Source organism: Lacihabitans lacunae, assembly GCF_042649125.1.
Taxonomy (GTDB): domain Bacteria; phylum Bacteroidota; class Bacteroidia; order Cytophagales; family Spirosomataceae; genus Leadbetterella; species Leadbetterella lacunae.
This window is the reverse complement of the sequence record NZ_JBHRYQ010000001.1, coordinates 1,276,308-1,301,017: the sequence shown is the minus strand read 5'-3', so window position 1 is coordinate 1,301,017 and position 24,710 is coordinate 1,276,308. Positions and strand designations below refer to the sequence as shown.

The window sequence follows — 24,710 nt, the reverse complement described above, 5'->3', positions numbered from 1 at the left end:
TCGGAAAAAAACTTTATTAAATGAATCTATTATGAGATTATGTTTTGGAAGGTAACTTTTAGAGTCTGACTGGTTAAGAGGTCATCTATCTCTAAAAAAATTATCAAGGAGGATTCCTGTGGCTACTCCGGCATTGAGAGATTCGGCATGACCAAGTCTGGGAATCGTGAGTTTTTGAGAAATATAAGTTTCTATTTCAGCTCCAATTCCGTGAGATTCGCTGCCAATTACAAGAATGCCCGGCAGAGTTTTATTCGCTACGTGTACATTTTCGCCCTCAAGAAATGCCCCATATACGGGTAATGTGTTATTTTTAAAATATTCAACCAAAGAAATGTAGTGACAGCTTACTCTTGAAAAAGAGCCCATAGTGGCCATTATTACTTTCGGATTATAAAATTCTACAGTTTCTGGAGAGCAAATAATATCAGAAACGCCATACCAATCGGCCAGTCTTATTATGGTACCTAAATTGCCTGGGTCTTTGATGTCATCTAAGACCAAGGTAAGCTTTTTAGTATTGTAGCTTAAATTGCCCGATTTTTGATTAACAATTGCCACTCCACCCTTATTAGTTCTTAGAGTAGAAATCTGTTCTATTTCGTTTTCTTTTGCTAATTCAAATCTTACTTGGGGGTTTATCGTATGAAGTTTATTACCTAAATCTTCGGTACAGTAAATTTTTTCTATTTCAAAATCGCTGCCTACTAGTTCTAAGATTCCTTTTTCTCCTTCTACTAAAAATTTCTTAAATTCATTTCTGTATTTTTTATTATGAAGAGATTGAACGTATTTTTGCTGTTGCTTTGAAATCATTGAATACCAAAAGTTTGATAAATAACCTAAAATATTTTCTTAGAGTTCTTTTTTTAATACAAATATTGAGCTCATGCAAAAATACTGTACCTGCTGGTTCCGAAAACTATATTTTATGGAAATATAATTTTAAAGGAAACCAAAAGGTAAATGAAGAGGAGTTTCGTTCCATAATTCCTTTTGCACAAAAAGAAAATACAAAACCGTTTGGTTTGCCTATTACGCCAAGAGTTTGGTGGTATAACTTCGGACAGACTCATTACAAAAAGGAAAAGCAAGCGAGAAAGCAGCAAGTTTTTTTGAAGGAGTTAGAAAGTTTAAAAAACTCAGAAGGAATATCGGTTAGGAAAGTTCAAAAAATAGAAAAAAAGCTAGACAGAGTTCAAGAAAACTTAGATGCAAACTCGGGTTGGTTGTGGAGAAATATTGGTGAAAAACAAGTTGTAATAAACGAATCTCAGGTTTTAGAGACTTCGCAGAAATTAAAAAAGTTTTTATTCGATATCGGATATAGAGACGCAGATGTAGGCTATGTAATAGATACTTTAAAAAGGTCGAAAAAATTAGTTGTTACCTATAAAATCGAAGAGAATATTGGGTATAAAATAGATTCGGTGATTTATGATATCAGCGATACGTCAATAGACAGTTTAATAAACTTTAGTATTAAACAAGCCAAAGTAAAACGTGGAGATTTATACGACTTAAGATTGGTAGAAGCCGAAAAACTTAGGATTGAGCAATTGCTTAAAAACGAGGGCTATTATAATTTCAATAATAAATACATCGTGCATTCGGCAACGAATAAAGAAGAGGACGAGAAGATATTTTTGAAATCAAAAAGAGGTTATTTGAAATTTGAAATCCTAAATCCTGATAACAAAGAGAGTCATGATAAATTTGTTTTTGAAGAGGTCGTTTTTAAAGCATTTGACCCAAACGTAGAAAAGGCATTTCAAAAACCTGACACCGTTTATTACAACGGAGTAAAATTCATTCGGCTTGACAAAGGAATCCCTTTGGGACTTGTTAGAGGAAGAATACTTTCGGTTCCTTCTACTACTTACAGAATGAACGACGTTTTGGAAACCCAAAGGCAGATTGGACTTTTCAATCAGTTTGCTTTTGTGAGCTCTCAAATAAAAACACTTTCACAAAATAAGCTCTCGGTAGAATACTTTGCTCCTTTGCTTGAGAAGTATACTTTTGGTATTAGTCCCGGTGTAAATAATATTTACAATGACGGTAGTACGTTTTTTGGGTTTGGTGTTCCAGTTTCGTTAACTGCTCGAAATAACTTCAAGAAACTTGAGATCATAGAAGCGAGCTTTAGAGCTTCCTATGAGGGTCAGCCATCGCCTATTAACGTGCAAGACAAACCCATAAGGGGAAGTTTAGAACTTGGGGTAAATCTAAATGTTACGCTGCCCAATATCTTCTTTTTGAAAAATAACCTTACCAATCTAGACCTAAAAAATCCACGTACTATACTCGGTTTAGGGTATAACTACTCGGAGCCGTTTTGGGGTAAAAGATTAAATTTTAAGCTGAGTACAAATTTCTCTATTCAGGTAAATAAAAACTCTGTGCTTTATTTGTCAATGCTAGACGCAAACCTGATCAATACTTCCTACGCAAACAACTCGTCGGGGCAGGAATTTTACAACAGACTGGTAGAACTGCAAGCACAAGGAAACAACTTAAAGGTAACATTTGACCCGCAGTTTGTGTCGAGCTTTAATGCCAATTACGTTTACAATAATCAAAATTTGAGCAAGGTATTTTCTAGCTCTAAGTTTTTTAGGCTGTTTGTAGAAAGCGGCGGAACTTTGCTCAATCTGCTCAATGATAAAAATCAAATTGGTTTGGTAGAAAAACTTTTCCCTTTAAAAACTTCTCAAAATTCGCCTGACAGCGTAAGGGCATATTTTAGATTTGTAAAAATCAATGCTGATTATCGTAGAAATATTAACATTTCTCAAAAAAGTAGCTATGCGTATAGGTTTAATGTGGGGGTAACTAACCCGTACGGTGCCAACCGCTCGCTTCCATACGACAAAAACTTCTTTATTGGAGGTAGTAACAGTGTAAGGGCTTGGGCTCCGCGTACTTTGGGTACTGGCTCGTCGCCTGCAGATACCACTGCAGCTGGAAATACCATTCCGCAGCCTGGCGATATATTGCTTGAGTCAAGTATAGAATATCGAAAAAAAGTATTCAGATTTGCCGGAGACATTCAAATAGCTGCATTTTTGGATGCAGGTAATGTCTGGAAATGGTACCCAAGTTTAGCTGCCGAAAAAGTAAATAGGGCTAATTTTGATTTAAAAAGATTCTATAAAGAAATCGCTTTGGGTGCCGGAGTGGGTATCAGATGGGACCTTTCTTACTTCTTGTTTAGGTTTGATTGGGGTATCAAGGTTTTTGACCCAAGTAGGGCAGAAGGTGACAGGTTTGTTTTAGACGAGTTTACCCTTCAACGTAAACAACGATACGGTCTAAACTGGAACTTTGGTATTGGGTATCCTTTTTAAAAGTTTCAGACTTCTCTTCTTTTATATATCTAAAAACATACTGACATATTGTCATATTTGTTACCTTTGTATTTCAAACTAAAAACAAAAGTAATGGACAATATTGGTGACACTAAAAAAGCTCTTTCTCCAACTGAACTTGCGGAGCTTGATGTGCCAAAAATATCAGTAAATCAAGAAATCTTGGGTTCTAAAAAACTCTACATTGAGAGTTACGGATGTGCCATGAACTTTGCTGATAGCGAAGTGGTAGCATCAATACTCAAAGAAGATGGATATTCAACCACCTCGGTTATTACTGATGCAGATTTAATTTTGATAAATACGTGTGCTATCAGAGATAATGCCGAGCAAAAAGTTAGAAATAGACTTCATACCCTAAATATAGCCAAAAAGAAAAAACCAAAAATGAAAATTGGCGTTTTGGGCTGCATGGCCGAAAGACTCAAGCAGAAGTTTTTGGAAGAAGAAAAAATGGTTGATTTGGTAGTTGGTCCAGACGCGTATAGAGATCTACCTAAGTTATTAGAAGAAGTAGAAGATGGCTATAAAGCGGTAAACGTTTTTCTTTCGAAAGAAGAAACATACGCTGATATTTCGCCACTAAGATTAGACTCAAATGGTGTAAGTGCATTTATTTCTATTATGCGTGGTTGCAATAATATGTGTAGCTTTTGCGTGGTGCCTTTGACCCGAGGTAGAGAGAGAAGTAGAGATCCTTTTTCTATCGAAAATGAAGCCCGAGACTTGTTTGAGAAGGGCTACAGAGAAGTTACGCTTTTAGGGCAAAATGTAGATTCATACAACTGGACAAGCGGTGAAACAGAGCAAAAAGAAAACTTTGCAAACCTGCTTGAGCGTATCGCGTTGATAAATCCTGAACTAAGAGTTAGGTTTTCTACTTCCCATCCAAAAGACATAACAGACGAGGTTTTGTATACCATCAAAAAATACGATAATATTTGTAACTACATTCATTTGCCTGCACAAAGTGGCAGTTCTAGAATTTTAGAAATGATGAATAGAACGTACGATAGAGAGTGGTATTTAGAGCGAATTTCTAAGATTAAAGAGATTTTTGGAGAAGATTGTGGCATTTCTCACGATATGATTGCAGGATTTTGTACTGAAACAGATGAGGACCACCAAATGACACTTTCGCTCATGGACGAAGTGATATTTGACTTTGGATATATGTTTTATTACTCTGAAAGACCAGGAACTCCGGCTGCAAAAAAATATAAAGATGATGTGCCCGAAGAAGTTAAAAAAAGTAGGCTAAACGATATAATAGAAAAACAAAGAGAACATTCGGGAATACGCAATAACGAAGCTGTTGGTAAAATACACCGTGTATTGATTGAAGGTTATTCGCGAAAATCAAATGAAGAACTGAGAGGTCGAAACGACCAAAATAAGGTAATAGTGTTTCCAAAGGAAAATCACAAAATTGGAGAATACGTTAACGTTATGGTAAATTCATGTTCAACCGGTACGTTAATTGGAACAGTAATATGACAAATTCACTTGATTTACAAAGCGTTAAAAATAGGTTTGGAATAATAGGAAATGCACCTTCGCTTAACTATGCACTAAATATCGCCATTCAAGTAGCCCCCACTGACCTAACGGTGCTCATCAATGGAGAAAGTGGGAGCGGAAAAGAATCCTTTTCGAAGATAATCCATGGGTTAAGTGCAAGAAAACACGGAACGTTTATCGCCATTAACTGTGGTGCAATTCCGGAAGGAACTATTGATTCCGAGTTATTTGGTCATGTAAAGGGTTCGTTTACCGGTGCCATAGATGACCGTAAAGGGTATTTTGAAACCACCAATGGTGGTACCATTTTTCTTGATGAGATTGCAGAAATGCCACTCGGTACACAGGCGAGGCTGTTGCGGGTTCTCGAAAACGGAGAATACATTCCCGTAGGTTCTTCTAAAATGAAAAGTACAAATGTCAGGGTGGTGGCGGCTACAAATGTCAACCTTCAAAATGCCATAGAAAAAGGGGAGTTTAGAGAGGACCTTTACTATAGATTAAACACGGTGCCTATTATGGTGCCGCCTCTTCGAGATAGGGGTTTTGATATCGAATTACTCTTTATAAAGTTTACCAGCGATTTTGCAGAAAAAAACAGGATTTATCCTGTCGAATTAACTGACGAAGCTCGAGCTTTATTACGAGCATTTCGTTTTCCTGGTAATATCAGGCAACTAAAAAACATTGCTGAGCAAATTACAATCTTAGAACAGGACAGATTGATAAATGCTCAAACCCTAGAAAAGTATTTACCTAAAGACCAAGCCTCGGGTTTGCCTGCACTTTTGGCAGGTAAAGATTATAACGCTATGAAGGATTTTTCTGAAAGAGAGATTCTATATAAGGTTATGTTTGATTTGAAAAAAGATGTAACCGATCTCAAAAAATTGGTATATAGTTTAATGTCAGGCAACTCGTACGATTCTTCAGATGTAGCAGCCAAAGAATCTTTATTTAATGATTTAAAACAAGAGAGTTCGCTTTCTCTTCCTAACAGCCCTACGCAGAGTGCTGATCCTATTTACCCGGTTTACGATCACTCGATGTCTGAAAACTATGTAATGATAGACGATGCGGGTAAACCAAGAGAAAATGTAGAGGATATTTCGCATGAAACCGAAGAGGAGTCGTTATCACTTGAGAAGAATGAGAAAGAAATGATAATTAAGGCATTGAGAAAAAATAACTTTAAAAGAAAATATGCTGCTCAAATGTTGGGGATTTCAGAAAGAACCCTTTATAGAAAAATTAAACAGTATGACATTGAGGATGAAAATTGATAAGTTAAAATCTGTAAAGTATTTTAGCCTTTTTATTGGGCTTTTGTTGAGTTTGTCGTCTTGTGGCGTTTATTCTTTTTCACCATCTAAATTAGATAGCAATTTAAAGACTTTTTCTATTCAAAATTTTACGATGTCTACCGCCGGAGGGCCACAAAACCTATCGTTGAGTTTTAATGAAAAACTGAAAGAGTATTATCAAAGAAATACAAGTCTAAAGTTTAAAAACTTGGACGGAGACCTACACTTAGAAGGCACCATAGTTGGTTATGAGTTGACGCCTGTTTCGGCCACTGCTGGAGACAAGGCCGCCATGAACCGCCTAACCATAACCGTAGAAGTAAGGCTGGTGAACAAAATAGATGAGAGTAAAAACTTTGAACGCGATTTTTCTTTTTTTCAAGATTTCTCTCAAGAGCAATCTTTGTCGCAAGCAGAGCCAGCCTTGGTACCCAAAATCCTTGATCAGTTGGTATTGAATATTTTTACAGCTACAGCTGCAGATTGGTAATGAATTCATTAGAGGTTTTACATAAAATACTAAATAAAAAGAAACAGAAAGAGTCCATTGAAGTTTCTGCTTTGGTAAGACTCTGCCATAAGTTCTCTGACCAAAAACCTTTGTTTGTTTTACTTAATCAGTATCCACCTGATATTTTCAATATTGAGTTTTGGAATAAAGCCAAACAATATAAGGATGAGTTTAAAGAAATTTCAGATTGCTTTTATTCAGAGAAAGATTTGGATGCCGAGTTTGCCAAGCCTCAACGCCATTGGTTATGCCAATCGAAAGCAGAGAGATTAGAAAAACAAGCCAAGTATTTGGAGCTTTTTATTAAGAAAAATAAATGAGTTTTTATTTTCCTAAAAAAAACAACCTAATTTAATTTTTACTACCTTTGCATTTCTTTTTAAAGAAATATAAATTTTTATACAGATATGATAACAACTATTTTAGTTCTAATGGTAATCGTAGCAATCTTACTGATTGTTGTAATTTTAATTCAAAATCCGAAAGGAGGGGGATTGTCATCAGAATTTGGTGGAGGAGCAACTCAAATGTTTGGTGTTCAGAAAACAGGTGATATTTTAGAACAATTAACTTGGGGATTTTTTGCTTTTATTATCGTAGCGGCATTAGGAACTGGTATTCTTTCAAAATTAAATGGAAGCTCATCTCAAACGGATAGCGATGTAAATGTAGAAAGATCAACAACTGCTCCGGCAGCATTGCCTTCTGCTTTGCCAACTACTCCTGCTCCAGCAGCACCAGTAGAAGCTACGCCTGCAGCTCCTGCAAAATAAGACTTATAAACTTAAGAATATTAAAAGACACCTCAAGGTGTCTTTTTTTTTGTTCTTGGGTTTCGCTTTCTTAATTTTAAACTTTAGTATTCTTAAATATTTTTTTTAGATAATATGAGTAATTCTGAAATCGCGGATATAATTGAATTAACAGGAAAACTACTTGACTTACATGACAAAGACGAAATGCGGTCAAAAACTTATTTGTCCAGTGTTTTTACGCTAGAAAGACTAGAGACTGATTTATCTACGATGCAATCATCTGAAATATCAGCGATTAGGGGTTTTGGGAAGCTAATGACAAAAAATATCGAAGAGATTTTGCAAACAGGAACATTGCAAGAGTTGACAGAGCTAGTTGCTCTTACTCCCCAAGGTATTTTTGATATTTTTAAAGTAAAGGGTTTAGGTGTAAAAAAGATAAAAGTGCTTTGGAATGAGCTTGGACTTGACAATATAAACGACCTGAAAATTGCGTGCGAAAATGGTAAAATAGCTTTACAAAAGGGCTTTGGACAAAAAACGCAAGATTCTATTTTAGAATCTTTGGCATTTTTGCAAGCACAACAAGGCAAACTTCGCATGGATAAGGCATTGGTTTTAAGCCAAGAAATATTAGCCGTACTTAGTTCTATATATGAAGGTGTTGAGGAGGTAGGGCAGGTGATTAGAGCCACTCAGACTGTTGATTTATTGCAGTTTATAGTTCCTAAAGATGGGTTTGGATCACTTAAGTTACCTGAGCCTTTTGAAATAGATGTAAAAGAATCATCGCCAAGTATGTGGAGAGGTACGTTTAATAAAAATCAAATTAAGATTGAAGTTGAAAAAGTAGCTTCTAAAGATTTGGTTTGGAAACGTATGCTGAGGAATTCTGCTGATGAGCATCTTAAGCTAAAAAATGAAAAAGGAGAACATTTGTTACAATTTGTCCAAAATTCTAAACTAAGTTCAGAATCAGAAATTTACGAAGCCTTCGGTAGTTTTTATATAATTCCTGAAATGCGTGAAGGATTTACCGAGTTAGATTGGATTAAGTCAAATAAAAATGAGCAGATAGTGACTTGGGATAGCCTTAAAGGAACATTGCATAATCATTCTACTTATTCTGACGGTAAAAATACGTTAAAACAAATGGCAGATTATGCCAAAGAGATCGGTTTGACCTATTTTGGTATAGCCGATCATTCGCAAACGGCTACTTATGCCTCAGGTCTTAAGCCCGAAACTGTTTTGAAGCAGCATGAGGAGATTAGTCTTTTAAATGCTCAATATTCAGATTTTAAGATTATTAAGGGAATTGAATCTGATATTTTGCCTAATGGCGATCTTGATTATGAAAATGATGTGCTCGCTTCGTTTGACTATGTGGTGGCTTCCGTTCATTCGGTTTTAAACATGGATATTGATCGTGCTACCCAAAGGTTAATAAAAGCAATAGAAAATCCGTACACGTCTATTTTGGGGCATTTAAGCGGAAGGCTTTTACTTTCACGAGAAGGCTATCCGTTGCATTATCAAAAAATAATTGATGCCTGTGCTGCTAACAATGTAGTGATGGAGCTAAACGCCAGCCCATATAGGTTGGATATCGATTGGAGGTATATAGAAGCTTGCCTTAATAAAGGCGTAATGATTTCAATTAATCCAGATGCTCATACCATGCACGGCTTACTCGATATGCATTATGGTGTAAAAGTGGCAAGAAAAGCAGGGTTAAGTTCTGAAATGACTTTAAACTGTAAATCGTATGCAGAAGTGATGAAAGTGTTTAACAAAAAATAGGGCCCTGAGGCCCTATTTTTTGTTTTTATAACATGCTTTGAATGATATGCTCTATGCTAACTCCTTCGGCTTCAGCTTTAAAGTTTCGTACTATTCGATGTCTTAATACTGAAAAAGCTACGTCTTTAACATCTTCGATATCTGGCGAATATTTTCCTTTAATCAAGGCATTACACTTAGCTGCTAATATTAGGTTTTGAGAGGCTCTAGGACCTGCTCCCCATTCTAAATATTTTTTTGACTCTTCTGAAGCATTTGCAATGTTTGGTCTAGTTTTATGAACTAATCGCACTGCGTATTCAACCACATTGTCTGCCACAGGTACTTTTCTAACCAACTTCTGGAATTCCAAAATCTGGGCTGCACTTAAAACTTTATTAACTACCGTTTTTTTATCGGCTGTAGTATTTTTTACAATTGCCATTTCTTGTTCGAAAGTAGGATAGTCTAAACTAACCATAAACATAAAACGGTCAAGCTGAGCTTCAGGTAGGGGATACGTACCTTCCTGTTCTATGGGGTTTTGAGTAGCCAATACAAAGAAAGGTTTCTCCAGATTGTGTCTTTCTCCCGCCACAGTCACAGAGTACTCTTGCATAGACTCAAGCAGTGCAGACTGTGTTTTTGGAGGTGTACGGTTAATCTCATCGGCCAAAATAATATTGGCAAAAACAGGTCCTTTTACAAATTTGAAATTTCTGTCCTTATCTAAAGTTTCTGAACCTACAATGTCAGAAGGCATTAAGTCTGGCGTAAACTGTATCCTATTAAAATCAAGGTTAAGTGCCGAGGCAATAGTTTGTACCAAAAGTGTTTTGGCAAGGCCAGGTACACCTACTAGCAAGCAGTGCCCTTGACAAAATATAGCGGTTAGAAGTAATTTTACGGTTTCGTCTTGTCCAACTATTACTTTCCCTATTTCTGTGGTAAGTTCTTGAAATTTATTTTTTAAGGCATCTGCTGCCTCTACATCTGATTTGAATTCTTCTTGCACGACTCGTTTTTTTTATTGTCCAAATAATTTACAAACTTGGTATTCAGCGTCAATATTTATGTATACTTCGTTTATTGCTTCTCTAAACCACTTCTCTACGATCTCACTTTGTTTGTTATTTAAAGCAAAACTTTTCAGCTTTTCATAATCATCCGTAAGGTTTGCTTTGTGGGCTTCTATTTTTTTCTTCAGTAGTACAATTCTCATACCAGTTTTTCCGTCTGGCGTACGGTAGTTCATAGGAGCACTAATGTTTCCAAGCTTCATTGGTTCTACCGTAAAATATAAATTAGGCTCCATACTTACATCTAAAGGCAATTTATCACTACCAGTTTGTGGGTCTATTATAATACCGCCCGCATCTACTGTTTGCTTATCCTCTGAGTGTAGTTTTATCGCTTTCGCAAATGTTATACTATCAATTTCAATTTGCTTCTTTAAGCTATCTAAAAAATGCTTGGGTTCATCCAAATCGAGTCTGCTATAATCAGGTCTTAATAATATATGTCTCGCATGAAACTCTTGGCCTCTTAATTCTAAGGTTTGAATTAGGTGAAAACCAAAGTCAGATTCTACTATATCAGATAACTTTCCTGAGTCAAGTTGCATTGCTGCTGCCTCAAATTCCGGCACCATTTGACCTCTTTTTGACCAACCAAGGTCACCTCCGTATATTTTTGAACCTTGGTCTTCTGAGTATTCTTTGGCCAATTCCGCAAAATTTTCACCCAGTTCTACTCTTCTCTTTATATCGGTCAATCTTTCTATCAATTCCGCTTTCTGAGTTTTAGTTACTTTTGCTAGTCTGACTATCTGTGCAATTATTACTTCGGTAGGAATAATAGGCAAACTGTCTTTCGGAATTCTATTAAAAAATGCCTTTACCTCATGAGGGGTAATGTTTGATTTTTCAGTGATTGTGGCTTGCATTTTTTGTGCGGTCATTTGCTCTTTAACCTGATTTTTTAATTCAGACTTAAGGGTCTCAATTGACTTATTAAACTGTTGCACAATGTTTTTCTCACTTCCATAAGCTCTCACCATTTCTTGCATTCTGGCATTGAGTTGCTCAACTAGCATTGCATCTTCTACTATTACAGAATCTATCTCCGCTTTTGCAACTAATAATTTTTGTATGGCTAATGACTCCAGTGCTTGGCATCTATCTATAGGGTCGTTATCAGCTTTTCCTCTTTCTACTAAAGTCTCCACTTCTGATTTTAAAATATAGTAGTTGTCTATTTTAGCTACTATTTTGTCAATATTGACATTCGTATTTTGGGCGAAACTGCAAAAAGGCAGTAATATTAAAATCCAAATCTTTTTAAACATCATGTTAGTTTTTTATCTTCTCTATTATTTTGTTGGTAATATCTTCGTCAACTTTAACGGAATATTTTGTCTTTAATTTTTCTATAAGTTCCTTTTCTAAGAATTTCTGGTATGCTTCTATCACTTCTGCACTTGATGGTTTTTTAGAGTTGTTCTTTTTTATCAAAGTTAAACTTACTTGTTCTATTCGCCCTCCTATGTTTTTTGTAAACTCTTGCGTTGCCCAATTTTGTTGGTAAGCCTTAGTGAAATCTTTTTTGCTGATTTGGTTTTTGATGATAATTATCGAGCCAGGAATCTTTTCGTTAAAAATTTGAGCTAGGTCCTCTTCGGCATCACTAAAAAACTGAAAGCTTACACGTTGGTTTTTACTCCAGTCAAACCTGTCGGCCAATTTGCTTGATTTGTAGTCAACCTCCAAAATTCGGGTCAAAGGTAATCCATTTTCTACTAAATAGTTTACGATTTCCTTTATTCTTAGCTGAGATATCTGTTCTTCTTCATTAATGTCTGAGTGACCACCTATCTCGACTTTGTAATATGGTTTTTTATTTAGAATGGAAATCAGCCCAACCAACTTTCTTTTGGCTTCATTATTCAATACGTATTCGTTTTTGATAAAATATAGGGGCCTAATGCCTCTAAAAAGTTTATATGGCTTTTCGGTGGTTTTGTAATTTTCAAACTGTAAATATGTACTAGAGTCAGCAAAAGACAAAACATTTATTTTACCCATTTCTTCATTTACGAAATCTTTTTCATTCGCTAAGTAAAACATCCTTCGCCCTAAAGTGTCATTTAATGACTTCGTAATAATTAAGTCATTTCTAAGTTTTGAAATCAGGAGGTTTTCTTTTTGAAGATTAAATAAAGTATTTATTTCACTGTTGTTTTGTGTGATGGATTTTCCGTTTTGTTCTATCAAGTTTTTCTTTTTAAACTGATCAAAAAACATCCTAAAAACTTGAGAAGCGGTTTGGGTAGGAGCATATCGCTCAAACCCTTGCTTGTCCATTACATAATCAAAAAAGTCTTTTACAAAGTAGTTTTTGTTTCCTATTTTAAGAATAACAAATTTATCCAATTCACTTCCATTGTAAACCCAGTTTCTGGTTAAGATATTATTGTCAGCATAAGTAAGGCATTGTTCCAATATCTCTTTATTCACATTAAGTTTTAAGTCTTTTGCTATTTTTTCTAAACTTTTATTTTTCAAAAACTCACCTCTTGAGTCAGTTGTGAATTTTTCTTCAAAAGACTTCAAAAACTCATCTTTGCTTAAGGCTGGATATTTTTGAATTAACTTTATTAAATGAAGGGCACTGGCAGACCTAACCACAGGTGATACCTGCCCTGGTTTTAAATCAAATGAAGCTTCCTCAAAATTAGATTCATTTCTGGTTCCAATGCCAAAAACAGGCAGTTCTCCAAAAGTTTCTTTTGAATTTAAATCATCCGAATACCTCAAACACATTTCATTGAAGTTACTTCCTTTTTCTATTTCGACTTTAAGCGAGTCCATAAAATGATACAAACTATCATAGGTAGACTTTTCATTAGAAGTAGGCAAGAATTTTAATATTTGTTGAACTTTAACAAAACCACTATTGGGCCTTTTAGCGTTTACTTTAATTAAATGATATCCGAGTTCAGATCTTACCGGGTTTGAAATTGAGTCTACTGCGGTACTAAATGCTGCTTTCTCAATCGGGTATATCAACCGCATTGATGTAAACCAACCTAAATTTCCACCTTTTGAACTAGTCTTTAAATCTTTTGACCATTCTTGGGCCAAAACCTCAAAATTGCCTTTTTCTTTGGCATATTTTTTTAGATTCAAAAGTTCATTATAAAGCACTAGTGTGTCTGCAGCAGATGCAAACTCGGATAGGGGAACAAAAATATGAGATGCATTAATCTCATATTTGTAATTTTCAAAACTCTCATTCTGAAGTTTCGTCAATAAATCCTCATTTATTAGAGATTCTGAAAGAATTATTTTTTTATATGTGTTAATTTCCTCTTCAAACTCAGGGTCGGCCAAATAGCCTAAACTTTCAGCTTCCTTTACCAAAAGTTTTCTTTGGATGTAGGCATCTATAATGTCATGGCTTTCTGCCGAATCAAGATTTGGGGAACGTTTTAACTCAGACTCTAGGTCTTCTGTAAACAGTGCTAGGTCGCTAATTTGAATTGCAGGTTCCGGAGCTTTAATTGTTTCTTGTACAACTGCAACAGGCTCTTTTTTAGTTTTTAAGCTCGTTGTTTTTTTTATTAAGTCGCAAGAAAGTAATGTTAAAGAAAGAACTGTAACTATATATATGTTTTTAATCATGGTGTTTCTCAATATTCATGCTTCAAAATGATTTCAATCATTTAGCACTAATACAAATAAGATTCATTTCTAATACTAAATGAATCTTAAATTTAAATGGTTCGGAAAATTCAAAAATCTCCTATTTACTATTAACAGTAAAACTAATCAATTTATTTAAAATTTTAAGCAAGTTTATTGGTAGGCTGTTGCTGCGATAAACAGTGAAAGCTTCCAAGCCCCCATATAATATCTGTAGAATCTATTCCTACCACTTTTCTTTCAGGAAAACACATTTGAATTTTATTCAATGCTTCATCATCATATTTTGATCGATAAGTGGGTACTATCACGTTGGCATTTGTCATACAAAAGTTAGCATAACTGGCCGGCAAACGCTCACCTTGATCATAAACTGCATCAGGCATTTGTATTTCTACAATATTTAACGATTCCCCGTTTAGGAGTTTCATTTTCTTTAGAATTTCTAAATTTTCATTTAGAATATTGTAGTTTGCATCAAGCCTGTCTTTTTCTATCATTGTTAAAACAGTATTGTTGTTTACAAATCTTACTGTATCGTCAATATGGCCATCAGTATCATCCCCAACAATTCCATCTTCAATCCAAAGGACTTGATCTACACCGTAAAAATCGCACAAATATTTTTCTATCTCTTGTTGCTTCAGCTGTGGATTTCTATTTTTATTTAGCAGACATGACTTACTTGTCATAACTGTGCCTACTCCATTAAACTCAACAGAACCTCCTTCCATTACGATACCGGCTTTCACACTTGGTATACCCAATGCTTTAGAAATAGCGGCGGGAATAGCATTGTCATTATTATAAGGTGGATATTTGCCACCCCATGCGTTATATTCCCAATCGACTATTAATTGTCTCGAATCATTTTTATTTAGCAGAAAGGCCGGGCCATGATCTCTGCACCAAGAATCATTAGTAGGATGAGCAAATAATTCTACTTTAGTTCTATCAATACTATATAAGTCTAGTTTTTCTTCTATAAGTTTAATAAGGTCAAAGTCATGTGCATTTATCCTAACTTGCTCACTTTCGCTTATTGTCTTTATAAGTTTAAAATAGGAGGGGTATATCTTTTCAAATCTGTCTTCCCAGGTATCTGTATTTTTTGGAAAACTTAACCAGGTAGCCTCGTGTTTATGCCATTCGGCTGGAAAGTAAAAGCCTTCCTCTTTTGGATTAATCATAAGTGAATATTTCGTGTCTTTATTTTCAATATGCAAAAATAATTTGTTTTTTGGTTTTTTCGATTCTAAAAAAACAATTACTTTTGTATTTGGTACTAAAATTAAAAGTAGTAATCTGTCTCAATTCTATTTAAACAAGACTAAAGAGTCTCTATTTTAAACCTAAGGGTTTTTATAAGAGTGGTTGAATAAATGATAAGTCTAAAAACAGTCGAAATTCGACTGTTTTTTTTTTGTGTTAATATTTGAGATTTACCAGTTGGTTTTTATTCAATATTTCGAAACTCAAAAAGAAAACTACATAGTATTTTTCCTAGAATGAATAATTCTGACAAAATAATTAAAGTAAAAACTTTTATTATAAGTTTTTTTTATATCTTTGCACCTCGATTCGACAGAGGTATCTCAAAATTATAAATTAAAAGTAGTCGTTTTCATAGCGAAACCTTTTAATTTTGACTGTGAGAAAAATATTTAGGCAGTCTCGATTCGCATTTGTTTTATAGGTTCACTAAGAGGTAACAAGGCATATTCCTACAAAAAAAATAATTAGCCTTACCTTCGGGTTCATAGTGTTTGTCATGTTGGTTCGTTTATCAACCTCTGGTGTTTAGTAAAATAATGTTTTAAAATTTGGATTACTGCTTGATTATAAGTAATTTCGCAGCCCAATTCAAGTTTGGTTAAATTTAGCGACTATATTAAAGAAAAGACTATGTCTGGAATTATTGGAAAAAAAATCGGAATGACTACCATTTACAGTAATGGTGAAGCGGTGCCTTGTACACTTATCGAGGCTGGTCCTTGTGTAGTAACACAAATCAGGACAGAAGAAAATGATGGTTATTCTGCCGTACAGTTAGGATACGGTGAGAAAAAAGAAAAAAGAACTACAAAAGCCTTAATGGGTCACTTCAAAAAGGCTAACACTACTCCAAAAAGAAAATTAGTAGAGTTCAAAGAATTCGAAAAGCAATTCACTCTTGGCGACACAGTTCGAGTTGAGGAGGTTTTTGTTGAAGGCGAATTTTTGGATGTAAGCGGAAAAACAAAAGGAAAAGGTTTTCAAGGTGTTGTTAAAAGACATGGGTTTGCCGGTGTAGGACAGTCTACTCACGGTCAGCACAATAGAGGAAGACACCCAGGATCAATTGGTGCGTGTTCTTATCCTGCAAGAGTATTCAAAGGAATTAAAATGGGTGGTAGAATGGGCAATACTAATGTTACTATTCAAAACCTTAAAGTGATGAAAGTTTTTGCTGACAAAAACTTAATCGTTGTATCAGGTTCAGTACCTGGTCCTAAAAACGCTTTAGTTACATTACACAAATAAAAAAAGGTCGAAAACTAACGACATCGAAAAAATAGTTAATTAAAATGAAGTTAAAAGTAGTAAACAAAGAAGGTAAAGAGACTGGCAAAAGCGTAGAGCTTAATGACGAAATCTTTGCAATTGAGCCTAACCAACATGTTGTATGGTTAGATGTGAAACATTACCTAGCTAATCAGCGTCAAGGTACTCACAAGTCGAAAGAAAGAGCTGAGATCTCTAAATCAACAAAAAAGCTTCTTCGTCAAAAAGGTTCTGGTGGTGCTAGACACGGTTCTGCAAAAGCACCTATTTATGTAGGTGGTGGTAGAGTGTTCGGTCCTCGTCCAAGAGATTATGATTTCAAACTAAACAAAAAAGTTAAAACGCTAGCTCGTATGTCTGTTCTTTCTGCTCGTGCGGCTGAAGGTAAGATAGTAGTTGTTGAAGATTTCGGCTTTGAATCTCCAAAAACTAAGAGTTACATCGAGTTTTTAGGTGCTTTGAATTTAGGTGGATCTAAGACTCTTTTTGTTGTTGATGGTAATGAAAACAATCTTTATCTTTCAAGCAGAAATATCCCTAAGACTAAAGTTGTTGAGAAGGACTCAGTAAACACATACGATTTGATTAATGCTGAAACCATCTTATTGGCTGAAAGTACAATATCACATCTTGAAACTATTTTGAAAGATTAATAATTTAAGGAAATGATCGTTTTAAAAAGACCAATAATTACAGAAAAATCACAAGGTATGAACCCAAAAGGTAAATATACCTTTGAGGTTTCGCGTGATGCCAACAAGATTCAAATAGCTGCTGCTATTGAGAAAATGTATGGAGTAAGTGTAGACAAAGTTTCTACTATCACTCAGTTTGGTAAGAAAAAGTCAAGAATGACTAAAACTAAATTGAGTTCAGGAAGAACCAGCACTTTTAAGAAAGCTATTGTATCGCTTAAATCAGGCGAAATGATTGATTTCTACGCAGAATTGTAAAATAAATTAAAAATTTATAAAGTATAGCCACATTAGGTGGCTGCAAATTAGTTAGAAATGGCAGTTAAAAAGTTAAACCCTGTTACGCCAGGGACAAGACACCGAATAGCTCCAGACTTTTCAGATATTACGGCATCAAAACCGGAGAAAAGTTTGACGACGTCTATCAAGAAAACCGGTGGTAGAAACAACGAAGGTCACCGTACAGCCAGATATATTGGTGGTGGTCACAAAAGAAGGTACCGTATTATTGATTTCAAGAGAGATAAATTTGATATGTCTGCTGAAGTACAAACAATCGAATACGATCCAAACCGTACCTCTAGAATTGCACTTGTTAAATACGAAGATGGAGAGAAAAGATATATTATCGCTCCTCAAGGTCTTCAGGTAGGTGCTAAAATAGTTTCGGGTGAGAAAGTTGCTCCAGAAGTTGGAAATGCACTTATGTTGAAAAACATGCCTCTTGGTACTATCATTCACAATATCGAACTAACTCCTGGTAAAGGTGCTCAATTAGCACGTTCTGCTGGAACTTATGCTCAGGTATTGGCGAAAGATGTGAAATACGTTACCCTTAAGATGCCTTCTGGCGAAATGAGAATGATTCTTGGAGTTTGTATTGCTACAGTTGGTTCTGTATCCAATCCAGATCACATGAACGTTAGACTTGGTAAAGCAGGTAGAAAGAGATGGTTAGGTGTTACTCCAAGAGTAAGAGGTGTAGCTATGAACCCAGTTGATCACCCTATGGGTGGAGGGGAAGGCCGTGCATCTGGAGGTCATCCAAGATCTAGAAATGGTTTAATTGCAAAAGGCAAGAAAACAAGATCGAAGAAAAAGTATTCAAATAGATTAATTGTATCACGTAGAACTAAATAAATTTATAAATGGCTCGTTCGCTAAAAAAAGGACCTTACGTAGACTTTAGACTTGAAAATAAGGTCGTTGTAATGGAAGATTCAGGTAAGAAATCTGTTATCAAGACTTGGTCTCGTAGATCGATGATAATCCCTGAGTTTATTGGACATACATTTGCTGTTCACAACGGAAATAAATTTATTCCTGTTTATGTAACAGATAACATGGTAGGTCACAAGTTGGGTGAATTTGCACCCACTAGAAACTTCAGAGGCCACGTTAACAAAAAAGATAAAGGTAAAAGATAATCTTCAGAGAGGATCTCTCTTGTAATAAGAAATAAAATGGAAGCAGTAGCAAAATTAAATGATTTTCCGACGTCGCCAAGAAAAGCAAGATTGGTGGCCGATTTGATCAGAGGTAAAAAGGTTAATCAAGCCTTAGGAATACTCTCTTTTCAGCCTCAGCAGGCGGCACCAGTTATTAAAAAGGTGCTTATGTCAGCTATAGCAAACTGGCAGAACAAAAACGAAGACGCCAAAATTGAAGAAGCAGACTTGTATGTTAAAACGATCATGATTAATGGTGGTCGTATGCTAAAAAGACTTCGTCCTGCACCTCAAGGTAGAGCATATAGAGTTAGAAAACGCTCTCAGCATATCGTGGTAGTTGTAGATAGCCTAGAACAAGAAGTTAAAGCTCAAGATTAATTAAGTAGTAATACTTATCGGAAATCAAAAATTGAATAATATTTTAATTAGATAAAATGGGACAAAAAGTAAATCCTGTAGGTTTTAGATTAGGCTATATTAGAGGCTGGGAATCGAATTGGTACGGCGGTAAAAGCTTTGCAGATAAACTTGTTGAAGATGATAAAATCAGAAAGTATATCGGTGCTCGTATCCCTAAAGGTTCGGTTTCTAGAGTTGTAATCGAAAGAACCTTAAAAAGAATTACCCTTACTATACACACCGCAAGACCGGGAGTTGTGATAGGTAAAGCGGGTAGCGAAGTTGATAAGCTAAGAGAAGAGCTTAAAAAACTTACAAAAAAAGATGTTCAAATTAATATATTTGAAATAAAAAGACCTGAAATAGATGCCAAATTAGTCGGTGAAACTATCGCTCAACAATTGAGAGCTAGAATTGCCTTCCGTAGAGCAATGAAGCAAGCAATTCAAAGTGCTATGCGTGTAGGTGCTCAAGGAATCAAGATTAAGTTGTCAGGTCGTTTGGGTGGAGCTGAGATGGCTCGTTCTGAAATGTACAAAGAAGGTAGAATTCCACTTCATACATTAAGAGCTGATATTGATTACGCTGTATCAGAGTCGTTAACTGTTTACGGACTTATCGGTATTAAGGTTTGGATTTTCAAAGGCGAAGTCTATGGAAAAAGAGATCTTACATCTGTCGCGGCTTTAGCCACAGAATCTGCAGATAGCAAGAAACCTTCTGGTGGAGGCTTCGGTAAAGGACGCAGAGAAGAAGATGGTGACAGAAACAAAAGAAAGAGAGGCAATGGTGGTAAACCAGGTGGCCAAAGAAAGAATTAATTTTAATGGCATTATGCCTTAAACGTTTTAATTATGTTACAACCGAAAAGAACGAAATTTCGTAAAAAGCAGAAGGGAAGAATAAAAGGAATTGCGAGTAGAGGTCACGAAATTGCCTTTGGTTCATTTGCAATAAAAAGTTTAGAACCAGGTAGAATTACTGCAAGACAAATAGAAGCAGCCCGTATTGGTGTTACACGTGCTATGAAACGTGAAGGCCAAGTTTGGATTCGTATTTTCCCTGATAATCCTATTACAAAAAAGCCTTTAGAAGTAAGGATGGGTAAAGGTAAAGGTGCTCCTGAATATTGGGTTGCAAATATTTATCCCGGTACAGTATTGTTTGAAGCTACAGGTGTTTCACTTGAAGTAGCTAAAGAAGCTCTTAGACTTGCTGCACAAAAATTGCCAGTTAAAACAAAGTTTGTAGTGCGTAGAGACTTTGAAGCATAGATTTTAAAACACTTCAAATTAGATAAGAAGATGAAAAAAAATGATTTAAGTAGTTTTACTGTGGAGCAGTTAAAGCAACAGATTTCTGAGGAAAAAGATAGATTGGTAAAATTGAAATTTGCTCATGCGATTACACCTATTGAAAATCCTAAAAGAATCACTGAAACTAGGAAAAATATCGCAAGACTTTCAACTGAAATAAATTGCAGATAGTAAAATCTCATTACCAAATTGTATGGTTTTAAACCATTAATATTTATCCAAATGGAAAGACAAGTAAGAAAAGAACGAATAGGAGTTGTTACCAGCAACAAGATGGACAAATCTGGTGTAATTCAAGTTGTTCGTAAAGTGAAACACCCTAAGTATGGTAAATTCATGCTTAAAACTAAAAAGTTTATGTTTCATGATGAGAACAACGATGCAGGTATTGGTGATACTGTAAAAATCAGCGAAACAAGACCTTTAAGTAAGAATAAGAATTGGAGATTGGTAGAAGTTCTAGAAAGAGCCAAATAATCTGATCATAGTTTAACAAAAAGTTAATAGCAAAGTATAATGTTACAGCAAGAATCAAGAGCAAACGTTGCCGACAATAGTGGAGCCAAAGAGGTTTTGGTAATCCGAGTATTGGGTGGTACAAAAAAAAGATATGCTTCTATCGGAGATAAGGTAGTAGTAACAGTTAAGCAGGCTCTCTCGTCTTCAAATATGAAGAAAGGTACAGTTTCAAAAGCAGTTGTGGTTAGAACGAAAAAAGAAGTAAGAAGAAAAGATGGTTCTTATATTCGTTTTGAGGAAAACGCAGTAGTTTTATTAAACAACCAAAATGAGCCAAGAGGTACCAGGATTTTTGGGCCTGTGGCAAGAGAGCTTAGAGAAAAACAATTCATGAAAATTGTATCGCTTGCTCCGGAAGTACTCTAAGAATAGCGATATTTTAATTAAATAGAATAATGGAAAGGAAATTTAACAAACAACCTAAATTACACGTGAAGTCGGGTGATACTGTACAAGTTATCGCTGGAAATTCAAAAGGTAAAACAGGTAAAGTTCTTGAGGTTTTGGTTAAGAAAAACCGCGTGATTGTTGAAGGTGCAAGTATGATAAAGAAACATATCAAACCTAGTGCTCAAAACCCACAAGGAGAAATCAAAGAAACTGAGGGAACAATTCATATTTCTAATGTTATGGTTGTAGATCCATCTACAGGTAAAGCATCTAGAATTGGTAGAAAATTAAACGAGGCTGGTAAGCTTCAAAGATTTTCTAAAGCTTCAGGTAAGTTTTTATAAATAATTTAAATGTGGGTCGGTAATCCACTTTATTACAATGGCAAGGTTAAAAGAAAAATACAATAAAGAAATTATACCGGCATTGATGGAAAAAGGTCAATACAAATCTATCATGCAGGTACCTAAGTTATTAAAGATTGTTGTTAACAGAGGAGTTGGAGCTGCAACAGGCGACAAGAAACTTGTTGATAGCAGTGTAGAAGAACTTTCAACTATTACAGGACAAAGAGCAGTAGCTACCATATCTAAGAAAGCAGTCTCAAATTTTAAGTTAAGAGAAGGAATGCCTATTGGTGCTAAAGTTACACTTCGTTCTGAGATTATGTACGAATTTATGGATAGATTGACTACTGTTGCTCTTCCGCGTGTTCGTGACTTCAAAGGTATTTCAGATAAAGGTTTTGATGGTAGAGGAAATTACACATTTGGTGTGACTGAGCAAATCATTTTCCCTGAAATTTCAATTGACAAGATCAGTAAGATTCAAGGTATGGACATCACTTTTGTAACAAATGCAAAAACTGATGCCGAAAGCTACGAGCTTTTAAAAGCTTTAGGTATGCCTTTTGTAAATAAAAATAAATAATCAAGCAATAAAATAGAGCGATGGCAAAAGAGTCGATTAAAGCTAGAGAAAGAAAAAGAGAAAGACTTGTGGCGAGATATGCTGATAAAAGAGCAGCATTAAAAGAAGCTCAAGACTGGAAAGGTTTAGATGCCCTTCCTAAAAACTCTTCAGCAGTTAGATTACATAATAGATGTAAATTGACTGGAAGACCTAAGGGATATATGAGAAAGTTTGGAATTAACCGTGTTACCTTCAGAGAAATGGCAAATTCAGGTTATATTCCAGGTGTTACCAAATCTTCTTGGTAATTTATTTTTTTTTCTAATTTAGAATTACTATCTTTGCAGCCCAGTTGAGTAAGTCACGCCTGTGATACTGTTCAATGTTGGCTTAAGGTATCCAAAATATATTAAAATTTTAAGATGATTACAACGGATCCAATAGCAGATTTTTTAACAAGAATCAGAAATGCTATTAACGCAAGACACAGAGTTGTCGAAATTCCAGCTTCAAACTTGAAGAAAGAGCTTACCGTTTTGTTATATGAGAAAGGCTATATTGCCAGTTATAAATTCGAAGACAATGCTACCCAAGGTATCATCAAAATTGCTTTGAAGTATAATTCTCTTACAAAGAAATCGGCAATAGTTAGTTTAACAAGGGTTTCTAAGCCTGGTCTTAGGAAGTATGTTAAAAACACTGAATTACCAAGAGTACTTAATGGATTAGGTATTGCTATTTTATCTACTTCTAAAGGAGTGATAACAGATAAAGAAGCAAGAACTCTAAACGTTGGTGGTGAGGTTCTTTGTTTTGTTTATTAATTTTTTTTTGTTGACCGCTCGTTAAGAGCCTTAAACGTATAATAATGTCAAGAATAGGTAAAAAGCCAATCACTCTACCAGCTGGAGTTTCAATTGAGATTGGTAAAAACAATTTAGTTACAGCAACGGGTTCTTTAGGGAAACTATCACAAAAAATTGATTCTGAATTAGGAATCACAGTTGAAGATGGTATACTAACTGTAACAAGACCATCAGAGCAAAAAAGACACAAAGCTCTTCATGGGTTATCTAGAACACTTCTTAGCAATCTTATAGAAGGAGTTCATACTGGGTATAAAAAAGATTTAGAACTTGTCGGTGTGGGTTACAAAGCCACTAATAACGGTAATGTTATTGATTTGTCTTTAGGTTATTCACACAATATATTCTTTGTAGTTCCTGCCGAAATTAAGGTAGAGACTAAAATGGAGAAAGGTAAGAATCCTATTGTTACTTTACAAGGAATAGATAAGCAACTAATTGGTTTAGTAGCTGCTAAGCTTAAATCACTACGTAAATCTGAGCCATATAAAGGTAAAGGTATTAAGTTTGTGGGTGAGGTTATCAGAAGAAAAGCTGGTAAGACTGCTGGTAAGAAATAATTAAGAAAATTATAACATTATTCATTATGTCAAATGTTAAGTCTCTAAGAAGACAAAAAATAAAATGGAGAGTTAGGAAGAAAGTTAAGGGCACTGCAGAGCGTCCAAGATTAACTGTATTCCGTAGTAACTCAGGTATATATGCTCAATTGATAGATGATTTATCAGGTAAAACTTTAGCTGCAATGTCTAGTTTAGAGTTAGGTTTGAATACATTAAATGTTAACAATTCTAAATCAGTTGGAGAGGGTATTGGTAAAAAAGCTCTTGAAGCTGGAATTACAGCATGTGTTTTTGATAGAAATGGTTATCTATATCATGGCAATGTTAAGGCTTTAGCAGATGGTGCAAGATCAGCTGGACTTAACTTTTAATTTTTTTTAAATGAAAGCAATAAAAGTAAACGAATCAGAACTCAAAGAAAGAGTTGTAGCTATTAATAGAGTTGCTAAAGTGGTGAAAGGTGGACGTAGATTTAGCTTTTCAGCGATAGTGGTTTTAGGAGACGGACAAGGGGCTGTTGGTCAAGGTTTAGGTAAAGCAAATGAAGTTACTGACGCAATAGCGAAAGCAATTGAAGATGCTCGTAAAAATCTTGTGAACGTTCCGATCATAAATGGTACGGTTCCTCACGAAATGGAAGGTAAATATTCAGGTGGTTTTGTATTTGTAAAACCAGCTGCTGCCGGTACAGGTGTTATCGCAGGTGGTGCGATGCGTGCTGTTCTTGAGGCTGCTGGAGTTCACAATGTATTAGCTAAGTCAAAAGGTTCTTCTAATCCACATAACGTGGTTAAAGCAACTATTGACGCTTTAGTTAAAATGAGAGCACCGCATGAAGTTTCTATGCAAAGAGGTATCAAATTAAATAAAGTTTTTAACGGCTAATTGTAGCATTAATTTAATACAATGTCAAAAATTAAAATTACGCAAGTTAGAAGCCTAATTGATAGACCAAAAAGACAAAAACTTACAATGGAAGCATTGGGTCTAACTAAAATAGGTAAATCTGTAGAAAAGGATGTTAATCCTGCTATCGAAGGTATGGTTAGAAAAATCAGCCATTTGGTTAAAGTAGAAAATTGTTAATAGGGTAACCCGAGTGGCGAAA

General features: G+C 35.2%; 31 protein-coding genes. 26 read left to right on the top strand and 5 right to left on the bottom strand.

The window, feature by feature from the left end:
• Positions 1–81: 81 nt before the first annotated feature.
• Entirely contained in the window at positions 82–816 is a 735-nt protein-coding gene (locus ACFOOI_RS05615; protein ID WP_379835964.1) for an RNA methyltransferase, read from the bottom strand.
• Between ACFOOI_RS05615 and tamL the strand changes: the two genes are divergently transcribed.
• The 7 genes from tamL to ACFOOI_RS05580 all read left to right on the top strand — a co-directional run bounded on the left by tamL (position 807) and on the right by ACFOOI_RS05580 (position 9,265).
• Entirely contained in the window at positions 807–3,350 is a 2,544-nt protein-coding gene (gene tamL / locus ACFOOI_RS05610) for a translocation and assembly module lipoprotein TamL (protein ID WP_449274516.1), read from the top strand. The genes ACFOOI_RS05615 and tamL overlap by 10 nt on opposite strands.
• Positions 3,351–3,443: 93 nt before the next feature.
• Positions 3,444–4,868: a tRNA (N6-isopentenyl adenosine(37)-C2)-methylthiotransferase MiaB gene (miaB, locus tag ACFOOI_RS05605; protein WP_379835960.1), complete on the top strand. Its 1,425-nt coding sequence runs from the start codon at positions 3,444–3,446 to the stop codon at positions 4,866–4,868.
• Positions 4,865–6,175, top strand: coding sequence for a sigma 54-interacting transcriptional regulator (locus ACFOOI_RS05600; RefSeq protein ID WP_379835958.1), 1,311 nt, complete (start codon positions 4,865–4,867; stop codon positions 6,173–6,175). Before miaB ends, ACFOOI_RS05600 begins: the two co-directional genes overlap by 4 nt.
• Positions 6,165–6,686 (top strand): LptE family protein, encoded by a 522-nt coding sequence (locus ACFOOI_RS05595; protein WP_379835956.1) that lies wholly within the window; start codon positions 6,165–6,167, stop codon positions 6,684–6,686. Before ACFOOI_RS05600 ends, ACFOOI_RS05595 begins: the two co-directional genes overlap by 11 nt.
• A complete protein-coding gene (locus tag ACFOOI_RS05590) occupies positions 6,686–7,027 on the top strand; it encodes a hypothetical protein (protein WP_379835954.1) in 342 nt (113 codons plus the stop codon). Before ACFOOI_RS05595 ends, ACFOOI_RS05590 begins: the two co-directional genes overlap by 1 nt.
• An 87-nt stretch (positions 7,028–7,114) precedes the next feature.
• Positions 7,115–7,480, top strand: a complete 366-nt coding sequence (gene secG / locus ACFOOI_RS05585) for a preprotein translocase subunit SecG (protein WP_379835952.1) — start codon at positions 7,115–7,117, stop codon at positions 7,478–7,480.
• A gap of 114 nt (positions 7,481–7,594) precedes the next feature.
• Entirely contained in the window at positions 7,595–9,265 is a 1,671-nt protein-coding gene (locus ACFOOI_RS05580; RefSeq protein ID WP_379835950.1) for a DNA polymerase/3'-5' exonuclease PolX, read from the top strand.
• Between the two features lie 25 nt (positions 9,266–9,290).
• On the opposite strand, the gene ACFOOI_RS05575 is transcribed toward ACFOOI_RS05580, so the two are convergent.
• From ACFOOI_RS05575 to ACFOOI_RS05560, 4 genes are all read right to left on the bottom strand, one after another.
• Positions 9,291–10,259 (bottom strand): AAA family ATPase, encoded by a 969-nt coding sequence (locus ACFOOI_RS05575; protein WP_379835948.1) that lies wholly within the window; start codon positions 10,257–10,259, stop codon positions 9,291–9,293.
• A 12-nt stretch (positions 10,260–10,271) separates the two neighbouring features.
• Positions 10,272–11,594, bottom strand: a complete 1,323-nt coding sequence (locus ACFOOI_RS05570; RefSeq protein ID WP_379835946.1) for a peptidylprolyl isomerase — start codon at positions 11,592–11,594, stop codon at positions 10,272–10,274.
• 1 nt (position 11,595) lies between these two features.
• A complete protein-coding gene (locus ACFOOI_RS05565; RefSeq protein ID WP_379835944.1) occupies positions 11,596–13,926 on the bottom strand; it encodes a peptidylprolyl isomerase in 2,331 nt (776 codons plus the stop codon).
• Between the two features lie 164 nt (positions 13,927–14,090).
• A complete protein-coding gene (locus ACFOOI_RS05560; protein ID WP_379835942.1) occupies positions 14,091–15,137 on the bottom strand; it encodes an agmatine deiminase family protein in 1,047 nt (348 codons plus the stop codon).
• Between the two features lie 715 nt (positions 15,138–15,852).
• Between ACFOOI_RS05560 and rplC the strand changes: the two genes are divergently transcribed.
• The 19 genes from rplC (at position 15,853) to rpmD (ending at position 24,688) form a co-directional block, all read left to right on the top strand.
• A complete protein-coding gene (gene rplC / locus ACFOOI_RS05555) occupies positions 15,853–16,470 on the top strand; it encodes a 50S ribosomal protein L3 (RefSeq protein WP_379835940.1) in 618 nt (205 codons plus the stop codon).
• Between the two features lie 44 nt (positions 16,471–16,514).
• Complete coding sequence (rplD, locus tag ACFOOI_RS05550; protein ID WP_379835938.1) at positions 16,515–17,144, top strand: 50S ribosomal protein L4; 630 nt, start codon at positions 16,515–16,517, stop codon at positions 17,142–17,144.
• A gap of 12 nt (positions 17,145–17,156) precedes the next feature.
• Positions 17,157–17,444: a 50S ribosomal protein L23 gene (rplW, locus tag ACFOOI_RS05545; RefSeq protein WP_379835936.1), complete on the top strand. Its 288-nt coding sequence runs from the start codon at positions 17,157–17,159 to the stop codon at positions 17,442–17,444.
• A gap of 57 nt (positions 17,445–17,501) precedes the next feature.
• Positions 17,502–18,326, top strand: coding sequence for a 50S ribosomal protein L2 (gene rplB, locus ACFOOI_RS05540; protein ID WP_379835934.1), 825 nt, complete (start codon positions 17,502–17,504; stop codon positions 18,324–18,326).
• Between the two features lie 8 nt (positions 18,327–18,334).
• Positions 18,335–18,613, top strand: a complete 279-nt coding sequence (gene rpsS / locus ACFOOI_RS05535) for a 30S ribosomal protein S19 (protein WP_379835932.1) — start codon at positions 18,335–18,337, stop codon at positions 18,611–18,613.
• Between the two features lie 36 nt (positions 18,614–18,649).
• A complete protein-coding gene (gene rplV / locus ACFOOI_RS05530; protein WP_379835930.1) occupies positions 18,650–19,015 on the top strand; it encodes a 50S ribosomal protein L22 in 366 nt (121 codons plus the stop codon).
• A 56-nt stretch (positions 19,016–19,071) separates the two neighbouring features.
• Positions 19,072–19,857 carry a 30S ribosomal protein S3 gene (rpsC, locus tag ACFOOI_RS05525; protein ID WP_379835928.1) on the top strand — a complete coding sequence of 262 codons (786 nt, stop codon included), beginning with the start codon at positions 19,072–19,074 and terminating at the stop codon, positions 19,855–19,857.
• A gap of 33 nt (positions 19,858–19,890) precedes the next feature.
• Positions 19,891–20,310 (top strand): 50S ribosomal protein L16, encoded by a 420-nt coding sequence (gene rplP, locus ACFOOI_RS05520; RefSeq protein WP_379835926.1) that lies wholly within the window; start codon positions 19,891–19,893, stop codon positions 20,308–20,310.
• A 30-nt stretch (positions 20,311–20,340) separates the two neighbouring features.
• Positions 20,341–20,523 (top strand): 50S ribosomal protein L29, encoded by a 183-nt coding sequence (gene rpmC, locus ACFOOI_RS05515; RefSeq protein WP_379835924.1) that lies wholly within the window; start codon positions 20,341–20,343, stop codon positions 20,521–20,523.
• 51 nt (positions 20,524–20,574) lie between these two features.
• Positions 20,575–20,829, top strand: coding sequence for a 30S ribosomal protein S17 (gene rpsQ / locus ACFOOI_RS05510; protein WP_379835922.1), 255 nt, complete (start codon positions 20,575–20,577; stop codon positions 20,827–20,829).
• Positions 20,830–20,868: 39 nt separating this feature from the next.
• Complete coding sequence (gene rplN / locus ACFOOI_RS05505) at positions 20,869–21,237, top strand: 50S ribosomal protein L14 (protein ID WP_379835920.1); 369 nt, start codon at positions 20,869–20,871, stop codon at positions 21,235–21,237.
• Between the two features lie 29 nt (positions 21,238–21,266).
• Positions 21,267–21,605, top strand: a complete 339-nt coding sequence (gene rplX / locus ACFOOI_RS05500) for a 50S ribosomal protein L24 (protein ID WP_379835918.1) — start codon at positions 21,267–21,269, stop codon at positions 21,603–21,605.
• 37 nt (positions 21,606–21,642) lie between these two features.
• Entirely contained in the window at positions 21,643–22,191 is a 549-nt protein-coding gene (gene rplE, locus ACFOOI_RS05495; RefSeq protein ID WP_379835916.1) for a 50S ribosomal protein L5, read from the top strand.
• 20 nt (positions 22,192–22,211) lie between these two features.
• Positions 22,212–22,481: a 30S ribosomal protein S14 gene (gene rpsN / locus ACFOOI_RS05490; RefSeq protein ID WP_379835914.1), complete on the top strand. Its 270-nt coding sequence runs from the start codon at positions 22,212–22,214 to the stop codon at positions 22,479–22,481.
• Between the two features lie 114 nt (positions 22,482–22,595).
• Complete coding sequence (gene rpsH, locus ACFOOI_RS05485; RefSeq protein ID WP_379835912.1) at positions 22,596–22,997, top strand: 30S ribosomal protein S8; 402 nt, start codon at positions 22,596–22,598, stop codon at positions 22,995–22,997.
• Positions 22,998–23,041: 44 nt separating this feature from the next.
• Entirely contained in the window at positions 23,042–23,599 is a 558-nt protein-coding gene (gene rplF, locus ACFOOI_RS05480; RefSeq protein ID WP_379835910.1) for a 50S ribosomal protein L6, read from the top strand.
• Between the two features lie 26 nt (positions 23,600–23,625).
• A complete protein-coding gene (rplR, locus tag ACFOOI_RS05475; protein WP_379835908.1) occupies positions 23,626–23,973 on the top strand; it encodes a 50S ribosomal protein L18 in 348 nt (115 codons plus the stop codon).
• A 10-nt stretch (positions 23,974–23,983) separates the two neighbouring features.
• On the top strand, positions 23,984–24,487 hold the full coding sequence (rpsE, locus tag ACFOOI_RS05470) for a 30S ribosomal protein S5 (RefSeq protein ID WP_379835906.1): 504 nt from the start codon (positions 23,984–23,986) through the stop codon (positions 24,485–24,487).
• A 21-nt stretch (positions 24,488–24,508) separates the two neighbouring features.
• Positions 24,509–24,688, top strand: coding sequence for a 50S ribosomal protein L30 (rpmD, locus tag ACFOOI_RS05465; protein WP_379835904.1), 180 nt, complete (start codon positions 24,509–24,511; stop codon positions 24,686–24,688).
• The last annotated feature ends 22 nt before the right edge of the window (positions 24,689–24,710 follow it).

Excerpts from the sequence above, each read along its gene's own strand:
- ACFOOI_RS05615 (WP_379835964.1), bottom strand. The coding sequence starts at position 816 with ATGATTTCAAAGCAACAGCAAAAATACGTTCAATCTCTTCATAATAAA.
- miaB (WP_379835960.1), top strand. The coding sequence starts at position 3,444 with ATGGACAATATTGGTGACACTAAAAAAGCTCTTTCTCCAACTGAACTT.
- ACFOOI_RS05600 (WP_379835958.1), top strand. The coding sequence starts at position 4,865 with ATGACAAATTCACTTGATTTACAAAGCGTTAAAAATAGGTTTGGAATA.
- ACFOOI_RS05595 (WP_379835956.1), top strand. The coding sequence starts at position 6,165 with ATGAAAATTGATAAGTTAAAATCTGTAAAGTATTTTAGCCTTTTTATT.
- ACFOOI_RS05590 (WP_379835954.1), top strand. The coding sequence starts at position 6,686 with ATGAATTCATTAGAGGTTTTACATAAAATACTAAATAAAAAGAAACAG.
- secG (WP_379835952.1), top strand. The coding sequence starts at position 7,115 with ATGATAACAACTATTTTAGTTCTAATGGTAATCGTAGCAATCTTACTG.
- ACFOOI_RS05580 (WP_379835950.1), top strand. The coding sequence starts at position 7,595 with ATGAGTAATTCTGAAATCGCGGATATAATTGAATTAACAGGAAAACTA.
- ACFOOI_RS05570 (WP_379835946.1), bottom strand. The coding sequence starts at position 11,594 with ATGATGTTTAAAAAGATTTGGATTTTAATATTACTGCCTTTTTGCAGT.
- ACFOOI_RS05565 (WP_379835944.1), bottom strand. The coding sequence starts at position 13,926 with ATGATTAAAAACATATATATAGTTACAGTTCTTTCTTTAACATTACTT.
- ACFOOI_RS05560 (WP_379835942.1), bottom strand. The coding sequence starts at position 15,137 with ATGATTAATCCAAAAGAGGAAGGCTTTTACTTTCCAGCCGAATGGCAT.
- rplC (WP_379835940.1), top strand. The coding sequence starts at position 15,853 with ATGTCTGGAATTATTGGAAAAAAAATCGGAATGACTACCATTTACAGT.
- rplD (WP_379835938.1), top strand. The coding sequence starts at position 16,515 with ATGAAGTTAAAAGTAGTAAACAAAGAAGGTAAAGAGACTGGCAAAAGC.
- rplW (WP_379835936.1), top strand. The coding sequence starts at position 17,157 with ATGATCGTTTTAAAAAGACCAATAATTACAGAAAAATCACAAGGTATG.
- rplB (WP_379835934.1), top strand. The coding sequence starts at position 17,502 with ATGGCAGTTAAAAAGTTAAACCCTGTTACGCCAGGGACAAGACACCGA.
- rpsS (WP_379835932.1), top strand. The coding sequence starts at position 18,335 with ATGGCTCGTTCGCTAAAAAAAGGACCTTACGTAGACTTTAGACTTGAA.
- rplV (WP_379835930.1), top strand. The coding sequence starts at position 18,650 with ATGGAAGCAGTAGCAAAATTAAATGATTTTCCGACGTCGCCAAGAAAA.
- rpsC (WP_379835928.1), top strand. The coding sequence starts at position 19,072 with ATGGGACAAAAAGTAAATCCTGTAGGTTTTAGATTAGGCTATATTAGA.
- rplP (WP_379835926.1), top strand. The coding sequence starts at position 19,891 with ATGTTACAACCGAAAAGAACGAAATTTCGTAAAAAGCAGAAGGGAAGA.
- rpmC (WP_379835924.1), top strand. The coding sequence starts at position 20,341 with ATGAAAAAAAATGATTTAAGTAGTTTTACTGTGGAGCAGTTAAAGCAA.
- rpsQ (WP_379835922.1), top strand. The coding sequence starts at position 20,575 with ATGGAAAGACAAGTAAGAAAAGAACGAATAGGAGTTGTTACCAGCAAC.
- rplN (WP_379835920.1), top strand. The coding sequence starts at position 20,869 with ATGTTACAGCAAGAATCAAGAGCAAACGTTGCCGACAATAGTGGAGCC.
- rplX (WP_379835918.1), top strand. The coding sequence starts at position 21,267 with ATGGAAAGGAAATTTAACAAACAACCTAAATTACACGTGAAGTCGGGT.
- rplE (WP_379835916.1), top strand. The coding sequence starts at position 21,643 with ATGGCAAGGTTAAAAGAAAAATACAATAAAGAAATTATACCGGCATTG.
- rpsN (WP_379835914.1), top strand. The coding sequence starts at position 22,212 with ATGGCAAAAGAGTCGATTAAAGCTAGAGAAAGAAAAAGAGAAAGACTT.
- rpsH (WP_379835912.1), top strand. The coding sequence starts at position 22,596 with ATGATTACAACGGATCCAATAGCAGATTTTTTAACAAGAATCAGAAAT.
- rplF (WP_379835910.1), top strand. The coding sequence starts at position 23,042 with ATGTCAAGAATAGGTAAAAAGCCAATCACTCTACCAGCTGGAGTTTCA.
- rplR (WP_379835908.1), top strand. The coding sequence starts at position 23,626 with ATGTCAAATGTTAAGTCTCTAAGAAGACAAAAAATAAAATGGAGAGTT.
- rpsE (WP_379835906.1), top strand. The coding sequence starts at position 23,984 with ATGAAAGCAATAAAAGTAAACGAATCAGAACTCAAAGAAAGAGTTGTA.
- rpmD (WP_379835904.1), top strand. The coding sequence starts at position 24,509 with ATGTCAAAAATTAAAATTACGCAAGTTAGAAGCCTAATTGATAGACCA.